The sequence below is a fragment of the Rhizobium sp. SVR5-2C genome (genome assembly GCF_056755115.1).
Map to the genome: position 1 here is coordinate 1 of NZ_JBNDHT010000154.1, position 15,066 is coordinate 15,066.

16 protein-coding genes and 2 pseudogenes are annotated in these 15,066 nt (G+C 59.3%); 8 read left to right on the forward strand and 10 right to left on the reverse strand.

Annotated features, from left to right (window positions below):
- Positions 1-131: 131 nt before the first annotated feature.
- From ACPYOI_RS30090 to ACPYOI_RS30110, 5 genes are all read right to left on the reverse strand, one after another.
- Complete coding sequence (locus ACPYOI_RS30090; RefSeq protein ID WP_481423761.1) at positions 132-1,175, reverse strand: branched-chain amino acid ABC transporter permease; 1,044 nt, start codon at positions 1,173-1,175, stop codon at positions 132-134.
- Positions 1,175-2,053, reverse strand: a complete 879-nt coding sequence (locus tag ACPYOI_RS30095; protein WP_481416276.1) for a branched-chain amino acid ABC transporter permease — start codon at positions 2,051-2,053, stop codon at positions 1,175-1,177. Before ACPYOI_RS30095 ends, ACPYOI_RS30090 begins: the two co-directional genes overlap by 1 nt.
- 11 nt (positions 2,054-2,064) lie before the next feature.
- On the reverse strand, positions 2,065-2,793 hold the full coding sequence (locus ACPYOI_RS30100; RefSeq protein ID WP_481416275.1) for an ABC transporter ATP-binding protein: 729 nt from the start codon (positions 2,791-2,793) through the stop codon (positions 2,065-2,067).
- Positions 2,793-3,539, reverse strand: coding sequence for an ABC transporter ATP-binding protein (locus ACPYOI_RS30105; RefSeq protein ID WP_481416274.1), 747 nt, complete (start codon positions 3,537-3,539; stop codon positions 2,793-2,795). The genes ACPYOI_RS30100 and ACPYOI_RS30105 overlap by 1 nt, the downstream gene beginning before the upstream one ends.
- A 71-nt stretch (positions 3,540-3,610) precedes the next feature.
- A complete protein-coding gene (locus tag ACPYOI_RS30110; RefSeq protein WP_481416273.1) occupies positions 3,611-4,888 on the reverse strand; it encodes an amino acid ABC transporter substrate-binding protein in 1,278 nt (425 codons plus the stop codon).
- A gap of 237 nt (positions 4,889-5,125) precedes the next feature.
- Between ACPYOI_RS30110 and ACPYOI_RS30115 the strand changes: the two genes are divergently transcribed.
- Both ACPYOI_RS30115 and ACPYOI_RS30120 read left to right on the forward strand, forming a co-directional pair.
- Complete coding sequence (locus ACPYOI_RS30115) at positions 5,126-6,163, forward strand: LacI family DNA-binding transcriptional regulator (protein ID WP_481416272.1); 1,038 nt, start codon at positions 5,126-5,128, stop codon at positions 6,161-6,163.
- A gap of 4 nt (positions 6,164-6,167) precedes the next feature.
- Positions 6,168-6,302 (forward strand): annotated as a pseudogene (locus tag ACPYOI_RS30120) (LysR family transcriptional regulator); the annotation flags it as partial.
- A 212-nt stretch (positions 6,303-6,514) separates the two neighbouring features.
- On the opposite strand, the gene ACPYOI_RS30125 reads toward ACPYOI_RS30120, so the two are convergent.
- The 4 genes from ACPYOI_RS30125 to ACPYOI_RS30140 all read right to left on the reverse strand — a co-directional run bounded on the left by ACPYOI_RS30125 (position 6,515) and on the right by ACPYOI_RS30140 (position 8,620).
- The gene (locus ACPYOI_RS30125; RefSeq protein WP_481416271.1) at positions 6,515-7,276 is read right to left on the reverse strand and encodes an SDR family oxidoreductase; all 762 of its coding nucleotides are present in this window, start codon (positions 7,274-7,276) and stop codon (positions 6,515-6,517) included.
- Between the two features lie 19 nt (positions 7,277-7,295).
- Positions 7,296-7,634 carry a carboxymuconolactone decarboxylase family protein gene (locus tag ACPYOI_RS30130; RefSeq protein WP_481416270.1) on the reverse strand — a complete coding sequence of 113 codons (339 nt, stop codon included), beginning with the start codon at positions 7,632-7,634 and terminating at the stop codon, positions 7,296-7,298.
- Positions 7,635-7,814: 180 nt separating this feature from the next.
- Complete coding sequence (locus tag ACPYOI_RS30135; protein WP_481416269.1) at positions 7,815-8,294, reverse strand: DUF6130 family protein; 480 nt, start codon at positions 8,292-8,294, stop codon at positions 7,815-7,817.
- Positions 8,295-8,404: 110 nt separating this feature from the next.
- Positions 8,405-8,620, reverse strand: a complete 216-nt coding sequence (locus tag ACPYOI_RS30140; protein ID WP_481416268.1) for a hypothetical protein — start codon at positions 8,618-8,620, stop codon at positions 8,405-8,407.
- 129 nt (positions 8,621-8,749) lie between these two features.
- Between ACPYOI_RS30140 and ACPYOI_RS30145 the strand changes: the two genes are divergently transcribed.
- Positions 8,750-9,697, forward strand: a complete 948-nt coding sequence (locus ACPYOI_RS30145) for a LysR family transcriptional regulator (RefSeq protein WP_481416267.1) — start codon at positions 8,750-8,752, stop codon at positions 9,695-9,697.
- Positions 9,698-9,883: 186 nt separating this feature from the next.
- Here ACPYOI_RS30145 and ACPYOI_RS30150 read toward each other — a convergent pair whose 3' ends face one another.
- Positions 9,884-10,327, reverse strand: a complete 444-nt coding sequence (locus ACPYOI_RS30150) for an NUDIX hydrolase (protein WP_481423762.1) — start codon at positions 10,325-10,327, stop codon at positions 9,884-9,886.
- Positions 10,328-10,491: 164 nt separating this feature from the next.
- Between ACPYOI_RS30150 and ACPYOI_RS30155 the strand changes: the two are divergent.
- The 5 genes and pseudogenes from ACPYOI_RS30155 to ACPYOI_RS30175 form a co-directional block, all read left to right on the forward strand.
- Positions 10,492-10,947: pseudogene (locus ACPYOI_RS30155) on the forward strand (CYTH domain-containing protein); the annotation flags it as partial.
- Between the two features lie 109 nt (positions 10,948-11,056).
- Positions 11,057-11,884 carry a CHAD domain-containing protein gene (locus ACPYOI_RS30160; RefSeq protein ID WP_481416265.1) on the forward strand — a complete coding sequence of 276 codons (828 nt, stop codon included), beginning with the start codon at positions 11,057-11,059 and terminating at the stop codon, positions 11,882-11,884.
- Between the two features lie 213 nt (positions 11,885-12,097).
- Positions 12,098-13,078, forward strand: a complete 981-nt coding sequence (locus tag ACPYOI_RS30165) for an HlyD family secretion protein (RefSeq protein ID WP_481423763.1) — start codon at positions 12,098-12,100, stop codon at positions 13,076-13,078.
- A 4-nt stretch (positions 13,079-13,082) separates the two neighbouring features.
- Entirely contained in the window at positions 13,083-14,297 is a 1,215-nt protein-coding gene (locus ACPYOI_RS30170; RefSeq protein ID WP_481419246.1) for an ABC transporter permease, read from the forward strand.
- A partial coding sequence (locus tag ACPYOI_RS30175; protein ID WP_481423764.1) for an ABC transporter permease occupies positions 14,294-15,066 on the forward strand: 773 nt, incomplete at its 3' end. The genes ACPYOI_RS30170 and ACPYOI_RS30175, both read left to right, overlap by 4 nt.

The following is a 15,066-nucleotide window of genomic DNA, read 5'->3' on the forward strand; positions in this document are numbered from 1 at the left end:
GCGTATAGCGAACGCGCTGACTGCAGGTCGATTGCGGTGCGTTGTACAGTACGTATTCAGACATGGCTTTCTCCTCCTGCTGCCTTGGCAAGTTCATTTCGAACGGTGAGCGGTCGGTCGTATTGCTACGGTCAGTCCCAGTTCAGGATCCGGGGAAGCTTGCCTTTCTTGGCAAGAGTTCCCACGAGGCCAAGGGGAAAGAAGACAAGCCCGAGTGCCATGATGAGACCGGTTCCCAGGATGTTGAGTTCAGAGGCGCCCATCGTCGCCACGAAGAGCTCGTTCAGCACGACAATGGCGACCGCCCCGATGACCGGCCCCGCGATCGTGCCCTTTCCTCCGAGAATGCACATCAGGACGAGGTTCGCCGAGATGCCGATGATGAGAAAGATATTGGGACGCAAATACGTCAGGTATTCGCCCCACACCGCACCGGCCATGCCCACGAAGAATGCCGACAACGCGAAGGCGAGCACTTTATAAAGGCGGGTGTTGATCCCGGCACTTTCAGCCTTGACCTCATCCTTTGAGATGGCACGCAGACCGAGGCCGAACTTGGAGTGCTTTATCCTGTAGCTTGCCCAGACCGTGAAGGCCGCAATTGCGATGAACGCATAATAGTACGGCAATTTCGTCCACTGCGCCGACAGGCTGTTGGCCGGAAGCGTCAGGCCATTCGTGCCGCCGATGAATGCCCAGTTGTCGAACAGGATCCGCGCAATCATCAGAAGAGCGATCGAGGAGATAATGAAGCTCGGCCCACGTACTCTCAGGGTAATGAGCCCAACGAGGTACCCCACCGCGGCTGCGACGAGCCCGGCAAGAGGGGCCGTCACAATCGTCGAGACGCCGTAGCGCGCAAGGAGCATTCCCGCGACGTAGCCGCCGATTCCGAAGAAGACGCTATGGCCGAGCGAAATGTAACCCGCAAAACCGCCCAGAATGTTCCAACCCGATGCCATCGCAGCAAAAGACGCGGCGAAAAGCACGAGATGAAGGAGATAGTTAAAGTTGCCAGCAAACTGCAGCAGCGGTAGTGCGACCAGTGCTGCCAAAAGCACGAGCGGGAACCAGATCGCGCGGGTCTGATCGGCTTTGAGTGCCAGCTTCTCGTTGTGCGCACGCCTGGCTTCGAGCACGGTGCTGGTGCTGGAGTGGGGAAAAGTGACGGTCATTATGCCATCTCCGATTTTTCGCCGAACAGACCCTGTGGCCGGACGAGCAGGATGATGAAAAGAGCGAGGAAGAAGGTCATTGTCGACCAGGTCGCGCCAATCCAGGTGCCGACGAAGGCTGCAATGACGGACAGACCGAGGGCTGCGACGACGGTGCCGAGGATGCTGCCCATGCCACCGAGAACCACGACAGACATCAGCATCGCCATCCATTCCCAATGCTTGGCCGGGAAGAAGCTGAACACGAAACTGACAAGCGAGCCGGCGGCACCTGCAAGCCCAATGCCAATGCCGAAGGCAAGGATGCTGATCGCATTAACGTTGACGCCGAGCAGTTCAGCGGCTTCGCGGTTCTGTGTCGTCGCACGGATGGCGTATCCCAGCCGTGAATATTTGAGAAACAGCGTCAGAGCACCGATGATTAGCATTGAGACGATACCGGCATAGAGCTGGCCCGTCGGAATGAAGAGGTCGCCGATAAAGATCGCGTCGGTCGCGTACGCCGGAGAAGTGACGCGCTGTGTGTTGCTGAAGAGACCACCGAGGAGCCCCTCCACCATCGTTGCCAGCGCAAAAGTGAGAAGCACCGTCATCTCGGAGTACTTTGCGCTCTTGGCCTCGCGCTCGAAGAGGAGCTTGTAAAGCACGACACCGACTACCGCCATCACGATCGAAGCGACCGGCAGCATGAGGATCGGATCGAGGCCCAGCAGTTTGAAAGCCCAATAGGCGATATATGCGCCGCCAATGATCAGCGCCGGATGAGCGAGGTTTACGATCCGCATGACGCCAAAGACCAGCGACAGTCCGGACCCCATGAGAGCGATGACGCCGCCGAGCGCTAGTCCGAGAACCAATATCTGGATGAATTCGGCCATGTTGTTCTCCTTCAGGCGGCTTTCTTACCGCCAAGGTAGAGTTCCTGGATGCGAGGATCGGCAAGGATTTCCGAGGCCGGCCCTTCGAAGAGGGTTTGCCCGAGGTCAAGCACGACGCCCCAGTCGGAATTCTTCAGTCCCATCAAGGCGTTTTGTTCCACGAGCAGTACTGTGATGCCTTCCGACGACATCATCTTCATGATGTCGAACATCTCCTGGATGACCTTTGGCGCAAGACCGAGCGAGGGTTCATCCAGCATGACGATGCTGGGCTTGATGATCAGCGTGCGCGCCATTGCCAGCGTCTGCTGTTGCCCGCCGGACATCGTACCGGCGAACTGATCAGCCTTTTCCTTGAGCATTGGAAAACGCTCGAGGATTTCGTCGACGCGGCGGTGAAGCTCTTTCTGATCATCGAGGATGAAGCCGCCCATCCGCAGGTTTTCGCGCACAGTCATCTTCGGGAAGAGCGCCCGCTCCTGAGGCACGAAGCAGATGCCTTCGCGCAGGATCTGGTCCGGGCGCATCCCGTTCAGCCTTTTGCCCTTGAAGATCACGTCACCCTTGCGGATAGTGAGCATGCCGCAGATCGACTTCAGTAGCGTCGATTTTCCGGCGCCGTTCGGGCCGATGATGCAATGAACCTTGCCTGGCTCGACCGTAAGATGCGCGCCATCGAGGATGGCAGGACCATCTCCGTAGCCTGCGGTGATATTGGTGACCTGGAGAAGTTCGCCCATCAAGCCGCCTCCTCTTCCAGCACACCACCGAGATAGGCGTCGAGCACCTGTGCGTCCTTGCGGACGATATCCGGGGTACCCGAACATATAACCCGGCCTTGCGCCATAACGACCACCTTGTGGGATAGCCGCATGATCAGGTCCATGTTGTGTTCGACGATGAGAACGGTGAGCCCTTTTTCGTTGAGCGCGCGGATGCGGTCGACGATTTCTTCCATTAGCGATGGATTGACGCCGCCCGCCGGCTCGTCGAGCAGGACGATTTTCGGATCGGACATCAGGAGTGCTGCAAGATCCATCAGTTTCTTCTGTCCATAAGACAGATTGTGTCCATCCTCGTAGGCAATACGCGTGATTCCCAGAAAATCGAGGATCGACAGTGCCTTATCCTTCTCCTCCCGGCTCATGGCCGGACGGAAAAGGCCACGCAGACCATCGACTTTCGACTGGACGATGACGTTTTCGATTACGGTCATGTCCGATAGATTGCGCGAGATCTGAAAGGTGCGGCTGAGGCCCTTGGCCGTTATCTTGTGCGGAAACAGGTGATCGATACGCTCGCCGTCCAGCCAGACTTCACCGGAGGTCGGGGTGACCGTGCGGCTGATGCAGTTGAAAGCGGTGGTCTTGCCTGCCCCGTTCGGTCCGATCAGTGCAGTGATAGACCCTCTTTCAACCGCGAAGGAGGCGCCGTCCACGGCTCGCAACCCTCCATAATGCTTGCAAAGATTTCTGACCTCGAGCATCGCCCGGCCTCCTTGTCGTCTGCTGGCTTGGGATCGCGGGGAGGCTTTCCAGCCACCCGCGAAGGGTCTCGTCAGAAACCTGCTTTGGGATAGCTCAACGGCGAAACGCCTTGAAACTCATCCTTGGGATAGACGAACTTCAACTCGCCGCTCTGCCACTGCGTCATGATGTACGATTTGTCCTTGGCAAGGCCGCGGTCGTCCCAAGAGAAGCGGCCAAGCACCGTGCGCACGGGGTTGTCCTTGGTGCGCTCGTGAAGCCATTCGCCCATCTTCGCATTGTCGGTCGAACCGGACCCGGCAATTGCCTGTTCGATGCCCTGGCAGACGGCAAACGGAATGGCGCTGTCTTCATCGGGATCGACGCCATATGCGGCGTTGAAGGCCTTGACGAAGTCGGCATTCGTGAACGGCTTGCCGGCCAACGTGCTTTCGAAGGGTGCATCCTTGTGCCAGTTGGCGTGAACCATGACGCCTTCGGCCGCGCTCGCGCCGACACCCTCGATGAACTCATACTGGGCGCCCTGGCTGAGATAGACGAACTTCGGCTTCGCACCTACCGTCTTGAGTGCACGCGTGAGCTGGACAGCCTCTTCCTCGGACGCTGTCAGACCGATGATCAGCTCGGCGCCGGAACGCTTGATTGAATTCGCAAGGTTCAGCCAGTCGTTGAAGCCATCGTCTGGCCACTTCTCTTGCATGACGACGTCAATGCCGGCCTCTTTGAGATATCCAGGCGCAAGGTCGGCGATCTGCTTGTTCGTTGCCGCATCGATCACCTTTTCGCCAAGTAGGCCGGAGGCGATCGCATTTGCGAAGAAGTCATCAGCATGGACAATGGCAGCTGACTTGGGCCCCTGTCCTGCTGGGATTAGGTCCTTGATAACATTGACCACATCTTTGCCGGTATATTCGGCTGCCCCGACCTGAAAATAGAAGAGGTTCTTGTAGCCCTGCTCGTAGATGCGCAAGGCCCCGCCAGAGGGCACGGCATGAACCATGTTGTACTTGGACAGGATACTTGCGACCGGATAAGTTAGACGGCTCGAAAACGTCCCGTATACGGCGTCGACCTTGTCGACGTTGATGAAACGCTCGTACTGATTGATTGCGGTTGCAGGATCCGAACGATTGTCGCTGACGATAAGATCGACATGTCGGCCGAGGATGCCCCCGGCGTCGTTGATCAGTTTCGTGCAGAGTTCATATCCGCGTTTATGTTTTTCGCCGCTGACGGCTAGGCCGCCTGTGATCGGCAGTGATGCGCCGATCTTGATGTTTTCTGCCTGCGCCATCGCCACGCTAAACGCAAGGGCAGCCGTTACTGCAAAAGGGACTGAGAGTTTCATCGATGCTCCTCCATTCTCTGAAACCTGATCCGCAATCGATTGCAGAAAGAGACAAAAAAATTTGCCAACGGTAGGGGCAAATCCTTACCCGGTGCCTCCACACCAGGAACGTGCGCATTTTCACGCAATCGATTGCGTAATCCCTAGCATGCCCATCTAGAAGCCGTCAACAATTCCGTGCAATCGATTGCTTATTTCGGCACAGGCTTTAAAATGGTTTAGGGAGAGGGAACGAGCATGTTGAAAAAACGAATTACATTGAAGGACATAGCTCGAGAGACAGGCGTTCATGTCTCCACGGTTTCTCGTGCTCTGGACCCTGTGGAGCGGAGACATCTAACAGAGGAAGTCGCCAATCGCATCCAGGCGGCAGCGCATACACTTGGATACCGACCCAATCGAGTCGCTGCGGGGCTTCGGACGAATAGAACGATGACGGTCGGTGTGATAATTCCCGATATTACCAACGTGATCTTTCCACCAATTCTTCGCGGAATTGAAAGTGTGCTTGAGCCGCTGGGTTACGCGTCCATTATCGTCAACACGGACAGCGATGTGGAACGGGAGGAACGTCTTATCGACGTGCTACGTGACCGCGGCGTCGATGGGATAATCCATGCCGCGGTACTGCGTAACGATCCGGCCATCGCCAGGGCGGCTCAGGACGGATTACCCGTTGTGACCTTGAATAGAAAGGTGGACGGGTCACCCATTCCTTCGGTCGTCAACGACGAGGATTCTGGAATTTGTCAGATGTTACGACATCTGCGGAGCCTCGGTCATAGGCACATTGCCCACATTGCTGGCCCGCAAGGTTTGTCGACGGGCCAGCTCCGCTTGGTGGCGTTCCGCAGGGCAGCAGAGGATATGAATGTTAACGTCGCAGATGAACTGGTCGTCGTTGCGTCGCGGTTCGACGAGGCCGAAGGAGCACGGTGCCTTTCGACATTGCTGGCCTCTGCCAAACCCTTTACGGCCGTTCTCTGCGCTAACGACCGATTGGCATTGGGCGCCATTGAGGCACTGAGGGAGCGAAATATCGCCTGTCCGGAGCAGATTTCGATTACCGGCTTCAATGACATGCCGTTTCTGAATCTTATTCAGCCGAAGCTCACTACAGTCCGCATCCAGCAATATGGCGCAGGAAAGGCCGCCGCGGATGTCTTGCTGCAGCTTCTGAACTCGGATGACAACGCAACGATTCCTGTAGAGACCATTTTGCCTGTAGAGCTCGTTGTCCGTGAAAGCACCGCGTCGGCGGCCGCTCGAAGCTGACATGGGACACCGTCCACTGCAGCCTACGCCTCTCGGACGGGCGCTTGCCGATCACAGCCAGACTATGCTCTCGGCGTCGCACAGAGCATCGGATGTCATTGCGAGCTTTCGCGATGGCAACAGTGGCGTCGTGCGCATCGCGGCTGCCGCCGCGTGGACGCTCTCGGCACGGAATGCGGGTTATTGAAATTGGCTGTGTCGAGACGACCGGTCAACGTTGCCCCAATCGATCAAACTGGGCGTCAGTGGGGTCGCTGGCCGGAACTTGTTAAAAAAGCCGGGGCAAAGCCCCCGGCTGCGACAAGCCATCGTCAAAGAGTTGTGGCGCTCGGCATGGTGCGCGCTTCGCGTTCAGAGTTCACCGAACCCACCGTCAACGACCAATTCGGATCCGAGCATGTAGCTGGATGCGTCGCTGGCAAGGAACAGCACGGCGGCGGCGATTTCTTCGGGCTGTCCAAGCCGACCGATCGGAATCAGGCTGCTTGCCCCGGAGAGGTAGTCACGGAATTCCGCTTCGGTCTGTCCAGGATGCTCCGATTGGCCTACGCCGCGAAGAATGGGCGTCTCTATAAGGCCCGGACTGACAGCGTTGACGCGGATGCGCCTGCCTAGCAATTCCGCCGACAACGTGCGAGCGAGGGAACGCACGGCCGCCTTCGATGCTGAGAGCATCGCTCGACCAGGCACACCAACCTGATTGAGCCAGCCTGTGTTCAGGATGATCGAGCCACCCTCCCTCATGATCGGCTCCGCCGCTTGAATGGAAAAGAACACCGACTTTAAGTTCGTGTCCATGAGGCGGTCGTACTGAGCCTCGTCGGTGGTGGACAACGGCGTAACATAGGCGACGCCGGCGTTTGCGAAGAAGATGTCGAGAGCGCCGAATGCCTCCCGAACGTCGATCGCCATATTTTGCAAAGCGTCGCGGGAAAGCACGTCTGTCTGCAGTAGCAGGACATCCTGCCCGATCGTCTCCCGCGCCCGCTCGAGCGCCGCCCGATCGCGGCCGGTGATCGCAAGGCGAGCGCCGTTCTTGTGTAGGAGTTTGGCGGTCGCTAGACCAATGCCCGAGGTGCCGCCGGTGATAAGCGCTGTCTTTCCGTTTAGCATGCTCTTTCCTTTGCTGGGGTTAGGATTTGAGGTTGCTGACGGCGTCGAGCACATGGCTGCTGTAGACCATGGCCGCACCGGCATTGAGGTTGATGGCGACGCCCAGCGCTTCGGCAATCTCCTCGTCGCTGACGCCGAGTTTGACGGCTTCCGCCGAATGAAAGGCAATGCAGCCGTCGCAGCGGGTCGTCACCGCGACTGCCAAGGCGATCAGTTCGCGCATTTTGGCATCGAGGTGGCCGGTCTTTGCGCCCGCACCTGCCAGGAGGGCGGCGCCCTTGAGCGTATCCGGCGTCCTTGCCGCCAGTTGCTTGAGGCGGAAATTGACGTCCTGGATCTTTTTCTTCCAATCGAGCATGAGATGACTCCAAGTTGCGGTGTTAAGGCCCTTCAAGTGGCCGCCTGAGGAGGCGGGGCTGGCGTTCCCGCTCAGGTCGCGCAACCGCGAGGCTGCGCGCGGATGAGATACCAGTCGCGCCCAGCTTGAGAATTCAATGTCCTGCTCCGGCGTGCTCTTGCCTTTTGCAGGGATCGCGCGTCACTTTGTGGCGTGATGCTCGTGGGACAATTTCGCCGAGGCGGGTATCGTGAACGGCACCGTCACCGCCTGACCGGGAATGAGGTCGTGGTTAGCGTCCACCAAGGCGATCTTCACCTTGTGCGGGCCGGGTGGAAACCCGGCGATGTCGACGGTGTTGTTGTCACTCGCGTCGGCCCACCACCAGGGCAGGTCGTCGACAATGATGTGCAGGTGCCCGATACGGGGAGATGCCTGGACGGCGCCGGTCCCGAAGACAGGCACGATGCGCAGGTTCTCCACTCGGTATTGGGCCCAGAAGACGCCCAGGGCCAGCCCCTCCGGAAGCGGTGGATCCACAATCAGCTTGGGTGCGGGTTCGTTCTCGACGGCTACATACGGTGAAGCGCCGCGGATTTCCCTTGCGGTCTGAGCGAGGGCGCCTGTGGCGAACAACGTGCCAGCGGCGACGGCTGCGAGCGTCTTGATGAGCATGGTCATTTGTATTCTCCTCTGGTTTGCATGTTTCTGACTGCCTGTTGCATAAAGCGGAACGCCCGGCCCTTGAGGGGTACCCGGAGGCGAGGCTGAGCACGGCAATGCGCTTTCCTCTACGCGGTACCGAGCTCAGAGGGCGGCTCCGGCCAGCGCCTCGGGAAACGGGGAGGCGAAGAATCCCAGATCAGATTATGGGCAGGCCCACTGCCAATCGCGACGTAGGGTGAAGTGCCGCGGATGTCCCTCGCGCTGTGGATCGCGGCATGGGCGAAGGTACTCGTGGCTAGCACGGTCCCGACGGCGGCAAACGTCTGAATGAGCATGATCATTGCATTGTCTCCCTTTAGAGCAGCGTTGGGATGTCGGACATTCGGCCGCGACGCGAGGAACATAGACGGTTCCAGTCTGGGCGATCAGACGGTAAACTTGGGAGACATCCTTTCACCGGGTGAAAGGCTATGGACCGTCTCGATGCCATGACCATTCTGCTTGCTGCTGTAGACGCGGGGAGCCTCTCTGCCGCCGGTCGACAGCTTGGCCTTCCTTTGACGACGGTCAGCAGACGAGTTTCCGAGCTGGAGGAGCACCTGAAAACCCGGTTGCTGCTGCGCGGCAGCCGCAAGCTGACACTGACTGATTCAGGCCGGAGCTACATCGCATCATGCCGGCGGATTCTGGATGATATCGCAGAAGCCGAACGCGGTGCCGCCGGAGAGTACGTGACACCGCGGGGGGAACTGACGATCAGCGTCTCACAAATCATGGGGCGCGTTCACGTCATGCCCGTCGTTCAGGAATTTCTGGAGGCCTACCCGGATATTCGCGTGCGCGTTCTGCTGAACGATCGGAGGGTGGACCTGATGGAGGAGGATGTGGATATTGCGCTCCGTGTCGGCGAACTAGCCGACAGCAGCATGATTGCTCTACGTCTGGGATATTTCCGCCGGATGCTCTGTGCCAGCCCTGCTTATCTGAAAATCCGCGGTGTGCCGAAAAAACCCTCCGATCTCGGCTCGCATAACTGTGTGGCCTATGACCGTGCGATCATACCGGGGACAGGCGGGTCAAACTGGGAATTTGGTTCGAAAGAGACACTCGAAATTGTCCCGATCCCCTATCGGCTTCTCGAGAATTCGGTCGAGGCCGCCGCCAGCGCCGCGGTGGCTGGGGCTGGAGTTGCGCGGATGCCGTCTTACCTGGCAAGTCAGTTTCTAAAGGCGGGCCTGCTGGTGACGTTGCTGGAAGAGTATGAATCTCCCCTCCTCCCAGCCAGTCTGATCTACCCAAGCCAACGCAAGGTGCCGCTTAAGCTGCGCGCCTTCCTGGATTTCTCCCTACCGCGTCTGCGGGAACGAATTTGCAAGTTGCCAGCACAGCCTTGGATCCATTCGGAACCCGAGGCGTAGGCGGTGTGCTATGATGATTTTTCCGCCGCCGTCAGTCGGATGAATCTGCAACCAGTCGAAGGCTGCACCGGAGGAAGTTTTCGAACAACTGGCGCGGCGTCAATGAGCCGCTTCGAGCGCGAGCCAGCGGTATCGATGGCATGCGCCGGGCCCTCGTCGAGAAATCAGAACCGAACACGCGATCAATCACAACAGCTTTTGCAACAGCGTTCTCAGCCCCGGCTGCGAGGAATCTGCGGCCGCTACCTTGGCCGGAAACCAACAGCTTTTCCGGACCGACTTCTCGGGATAGCTGTTGGCTACGGAGGCGACCTCCAGCAGGTGAACCGAGACCCGGTAGAGATGCGAACTGCCTTCCTTCCGATAGGTGAACGAACCGAAGACTGCCTTATCAACAGCGCCGGACGCGCCGGCTTCCTCGAAGGCTTCCCGCGCGGCCGCGGCGGCGGTCGCTTCGCCGGGGTCAAGGTGTCCCTTGGGAACGCCCCACCGGCCGTTACGCCGGCTGCCGACGAGAAGGATATGCAACCGTCCCTTCTTGTCTCGGCGACAACAGATCGCTCCGGCCTGCTCGATTTCGCGCGCGTCGACTTGCCGTTCGGACTGAGGCTGCGATCCGTCGTGTGCCATTTCTGTCCTTGCTGCGGGTTTGGGCTCTCCGCTTTATCCAGCCTTCATCACGCTTTGATGAACCCGAACCAACTATCGGTTCTACGCGTTGTCCGGCTACAAGACATGGAGGGGTACCGTTGCCGTCAGAAATCGAAATCAAGCTCGACGTCACGCCTCAAGCGATGGAAACCCTTCTTGGTTCCGACCTGTTGGGCGCGCCGCAGCAGGTCCTGCGGCAAAAGTCGACGTATTTCGACACGGCGGACCGACAGCTCTTCGAGCGCGGCTTCACTCTCCGCGTCCGACAGACAGGAGACGTTCGTGTTCAGACGGTGAAGGCAAGCGGAGAGAGCGCATCGCTCTTCGCGCGGTCGGAATGGGAGACGCCGCTTGAACAGGACAGGCCGGTCCTCGATCATTCGACCCCTCTTGAAAGTGAGTTCGGCAACGGCCTCGCGGTCGAAATTAAGTTCCAGGTCGAGATCGAACGCCGTATCTGGAATGTCAATGAGGCAGGTTCGAAGATCGAGATCGTGCTCGATCGAGGCGACGTCATGTCCGGCGACCGCAGGACGCCCGTCCGAGAAATGGAACTCGAACTGAAGGACGGCGATCCCGCCCAGCTATTCGTATTCACGCGCAAGCTGGAGGCTATCGCCCCTATCCGCTTCGGCGTCCAGTCGAAGGCGGAGCGAGGCTTTATGCTTGTCGGCCCGCAAGGCAGAACGGCTTCATCTGCAGCGGAACATGCGAACTGCCACGTCCTTCCAGACGGTAGCGACATCGTGCTTCCGGCAATTTCGCCTGAACGAAGACACCCTCCTGCGGCATCGCAACGCCGAGGCGCTGCATCAGGCTCGCGTGGCGCTTCGGAGGCTTCGGTCCGCGTTCTCGCTCTACAAGCCGATGCTTCCGGGACCAGAACCGCAACGGCTCAAGGACGAGCTTCGGTGGTTAGCCGGTGTCCTCGGCGAGGCTCGCAATGTTGATGTGCTCCTTCCGAAGGCGAATGACGTCGACATGCGCCGGCGCCTCCACGAGGCTCGGGAGGTTGCCTACGACGACGCCGTCGAAGCACTGGAGTCCGCTCGGGCGCGCGCCCTGGTGCTGGACTTCAACGAGTGGCTCCACTGTGGAGACTACCTCACCGACGCGCAGACGGCCGAGGTTCGCGAGATGTCCGCAGACGACTTCGCGTGCTCGGCGTTCGACCGCATGCGGAAAAAGCTCAAGAAGCATGGCAAGGCGCTGGCGGAGATTGACGACGAACATCGCCACGAGGTTAGGAAGGACGCGAAGAAGCTGCGCTACGCGGCCGAGTTCTTCGGTTCGCTTTTCGACGACAAACGCGGGCAGCGACGGCACAAGCGTTTCATTTCCGCAATGGAGGATCTGCAGGATCATCTCGGCGCCCTGAATGACCTCGCCACCGGTCCGGAAGTGCTACGCAAGCATGGACTGTGGGATCATCCGGCGCATGAGAGCGTCATCTCGCACGAGAACAAGGCAAGCCTGATCGGCTCCGCTCAGGCTGCGCTGGGCGACGTTATCGATACAAAACGGTTCTGGAAATGAACGCGGCGATCGGATTGCCCTCTTGGACATCGATCCCTACGTTTCGAGCGACGCCACATCGATGTCACTGGCCGGCTCTCGGCAGAGTGCTCCCTGACTGGAAGGAGTTGGTGCATTTGCAAGCGTCGTCTGCTAGGCTTTTCGGCGCCGACGATTCCAGAGCGGTTGGGATTTTGACGGATACATTTGGCCGTGAGTTGGGAGAGCGGATGAATGTGGCGATTGGCTCGTGTCTTGTCTGGTTTGGCGGTTCTCATCGGGCTAGGTGCGCTTCTCTGGTTCGCAACGAGACCACCTCCGTTGATCGTCCAGGGCGAAGTTTCGGCCAATCGGGTGGATATCAGCCCGCGCGTCTCCGGTAGAATCGTGAAGCTCAACGCTGACGTCGGCGACAATGTTGAAAGCGGCGCGACCATTGCGGAGCTGGAAAGCCCGCAGCTTGTCGCGGGCCTGCATATGGCCAAGGCGGCCCTGGCCGTGGCGGAAGCGGATCTTGTTCGGGTCAATAGCACCCGGCCGGAAACCATTGCCGCGCGGAAGGCGGAACTGGCAGCGGCCGCGGCCGACGTTACGTTGTATCAAGAGGATTTCGATCGTCAGGCAAAGCTGATCACCACCGGCGCCTCGACGCAATCGCGCGTGGACGAAACGACCCGCAACCTCGAAGCCGCGATCCGCAAGCGCGAGTCAGCCGAGGCCAATCTCGAACTCGCCGTCGCCGGAGCCAGCAAGGAGGAAAAGGCGCTTGCCGCGACACAGGTCGAGCAGGCACGCTCTTCCCTCAACCAACAAGAGGTCGACATTGCGGAACTGACGATCCGCGCGCCGATTTCCGGCCAGGTCACCACGCGTATAGCCGAACTTGGGGAGAACTTCTCGCCCGGCGCGCCGCTGTTTTCGTTGATCGACCTGCAGAATCCGTGGTTCACGTTCAACCTGCGAGAAGACCTGCTGAGGGGCTTGAAGGTTGGAGACGGTTTCGATGTGGGCGTGCCGGCAATGGGCGACGCCAATATTCCCGTCAAGGTCACAATGATCAATGCGCAGGGCCAATATGCGACCTGGCGCGCCACCCGCGCCACAGGTGATTTCGACCTCCGCACCTTCGAAGTGCGGGCAAGCCCGGTCAACCCGATGCCGGGCCTGCGTCCCGGCATGAGCGCCATCGCCTCATGGCCGCCCGCGGGGCACTGAGATGATGGCGAAGGGGCGACTGCGCCCCGGCTTCCTTTTGGTTTTCAGGCGGGAGTTCAACCGCTTCGCGCGTCGACGCTTGCTGCTGTTTCTGACAACCGTTCTGCCGCTGTTATTGATGGGGTCTCTCGCTGTTGTGTTCAGTGCGGGCCTCGCCACGCAGCTTCCCATTGCTGTGCTCGACCTTGACGGTACTGACCTCTCGAGGACGATCGTCCGCACGGTCGATGCGACACCCGATGCTGCCGTGACCCGGCATGTCGGCGATCTTTCGGAAGGCAGGCACTTGATCCTGTCAGGCGAAGTTCGCGGGCTGCTGATGTTGCCCCGAAATCTTGAACGCGACGTCTATGGCGGACGTCGTCCGGAGGTGGTCTTCTTCTACAACACGCAGACGATGACCTCGGGCAATCTCGTGTTACGTGGCATCAATTCCGCCGTGCCGGCTGTGGCTGCCGGTATCCGTCTGTCCTTGCGAACGGCAGAAGGGCAGCCGCTCGAGGCGGCGCAGGCCGCGTTAACGCCGATTCCCGTTCAGATCAACCCACTGTTCAACCCGACCCTGAACTATGCGCATTTTCTGTTGGCCGCGTTGCTTCCGAGCGTGCTGCAAGTCATTGTCGTGACCACAATGGCCTATGCTGTGGGCCTTGACGTGGAAACCTCTCATCGCCTTCGCGTGCTGAGGCGATTGGGGGGCGGCTTGTGGCCCGCGATGGCCGGAAAGATCCTACCCTATACGCTGTTATTTCTGGTCGTGCTCGGCATTGCCGACTGGGTTCTTTTCGACATCCTCGACATGCCCCTGCGCGGCAACCGCTATCTGCTGATCCTTGCCGGCATCCTGTTCATCCTTGCCGATCAGTTCATCGGAGTGCTGCTTGCGTTGCTGCTTCGTCCAATGGCAAGCGCGATCAGCATCGGCACCTTGTTGATGGCGCCGGCCTTTGGCTTCATGGGCATCGGCTTCCCGAGGATTGGCATGAACGCCTTCGCCTATGGTTGGGGACAAATGATACCCGGCACTTGGTATCTGATGGCTCGAATCGATCAAACCATAAGAGGAGCGCCGCTCTATCTTTCCTGGAGGCCGATTGCGGTGCTTCTATTCATGGTGCTGCTGCTTGCAAGCCTGACGGCCCTGCGTCTGGAAACCATTCGCGCACGGCGCCGAACTCGGCCGCTCAGGCAGGCGACGGTCGGAGGGAGGGCAGAATGAAGTCTGTCCTCACAGTCTGCCGTCTCGAACTTCGCCGCGTTTTCTCGCTAAAGCCAGCCTTTGCGGTTCTGGTGGTGGCATCGGTCATCTATGCCGCATTCTACCCGCAACCCTATCGCACGGAAGCGCTGCGCGACGTGCCGATCGCAGTGGTCGATCTGGACGGAACAGAAAGCAGCCGCGAACTAGCCCGACGCGTGGACGCCTCGGCAGACGTCGCTGTAGCGAGTGTCTTTCCGGATCAGGCGAATGCCAGGCAGGCAGTCTATGCTCGAAATCTGTTTGGCGTGCTTGTGATCCCTCAATATTTCGAGCGTGATCTGCTGCATCATCGACAAGCGCCGATCGCTCTCTATGCCGACGCGAGCTATTTCCTGATCTATCAGCGCTTGTCGGGCGGCGTCGTGGCGGTTGCGCGCACGATGGGCGCGGAGGTGGAAACAGCCAGGCTCATTGCCGCCAAAGTCGACCCTGTCCTCGCCGCTGCGGCGGCCGATCCCATGCCACTGACTGCAGTGCCCCTGTTCAATCCCCAGGGCGGCTATGCCACTTACATTCTACCCGCCGCTTTCGTTTTGATCCTTCAGCAAACCTTGCTGATCGGGGTCGGCCTGCTGGGCACCTACCGAAACGATCAGGCAGGCGCCGAGTTGACTGCATCGGCAGGACCAGCCGCGATCGTTGCCGGAAAGCTGTTGGCCTATCTCGTCCTCGAAACTGTCATTGTGTCGTTCTATCTGATCGCGCTCCCCTATCTCTACCATATACC

What these genes read in the sequence shown, in the direction of transcription:
- ACPYOI_RS30115 (WP_481416272.1), top strand. Translation starts at nt 5,126, where the DNA reads ATGTTGAAAAAACGAATTACATTGAAGGACATAGCTCGAGAGACAGGC.
- ACPYOI_RS30170 (WP_481419246.1), top strand. Translation starts at nt 13,083, where the DNA reads ATGGCGAAGGGGCGACTGCGCCCCGGCTTCCTTTTGGTTTTCAGGCGG.
- ACPYOI_RS30160 (WP_481416265.1), top strand. Translation starts at nt 11,057, where the DNA reads ATGCGAACTGCCACGTCCTTCCAGACGGTAGCGACATCGTGCTTCCGG.
- ACPYOI_RS30090 (WP_481423761.1), bottom strand. Translation starts at nt 1,175, where the DNA reads ATGACCGTCACTTTTCCCCACTCCAGCACCAGCACCGTGCTCGAAGCC.
- ACPYOI_RS30130 (WP_481416270.1), bottom strand. Translation starts at nt 7,634, where the DNA reads ATGCTCGATTGGAAGAAAAAGATCCAGGACGTCAATTTCCGCCTCAAG.
- ACPYOI_RS30165 (WP_481423763.1), top strand. Translation starts at nt 12,098, where the DNA reads ATGTGGCGATTGGCTCGTGTCTTGTCTGGTTTGGCGGTTCTCATCGGG.
- ACPYOI_RS30110 (WP_481416273.1), bottom strand. Translation starts at nt 4,888, where the DNA reads ATGAAACTCTCAGTCCCTTTTGCAGTAACGGCTGCCCTTGCGTTTAGC.
- ACPYOI_RS30100 (WP_481416275.1), bottom strand. Translation starts at nt 2,793, where the DNA reads ATGGGCGAACTTCTCCAGGTCACCAATATCACCGCAGGCTACGGAGAT.
- ACPYOI_RS30140 (WP_481416268.1), bottom strand. Translation starts at nt 8,620, where the DNA reads ATGATCATGCTCATTCAGACGTTTGCCGCCGTCGGGACCGTGCTAGCC.
- ACPYOI_RS30150 (WP_481423762.1), bottom strand. Translation starts at nt 10,327, where the DNA reads ATGGCACACGACGGATCGCAGCCTCAGTCCGAACGGCAAGTCGACGCG.
- ACPYOI_RS30105 (WP_481416274.1), bottom strand. Translation starts at nt 3,539, where the DNA reads ATGCTCGAGGTCAGAAATCTTTGCAAGCATTATGGAGGGTTGCGAGCC.
- ACPYOI_RS30135 (WP_481416269.1), bottom strand. Translation starts at nt 8,294, where the DNA reads ATGACCATGCTCATCAAGACGCTCGCAGCCGTCGCCGCTGGCACGTTG.
- ACPYOI_RS30095 (WP_481416276.1), bottom strand. Translation starts at nt 2,053, where the DNA reads ATGGCCGAATTCATCCAGATATTGGTTCTCGGACTAGCGCTCGGCGGC.
- ACPYOI_RS30125 (WP_481416271.1), bottom strand. Translation starts at nt 7,276, where the DNA reads ATGCTAAACGGAAAGACAGCGCTTATCACCGGCGGCACCTCGGGCATT.
- ACPYOI_RS30145 (WP_481416267.1), top strand. Translation starts at nt 8,750, where the DNA reads ATGGACCGTCTCGATGCCATGACCATTCTGCTTGCTGCTGTAGACGCG.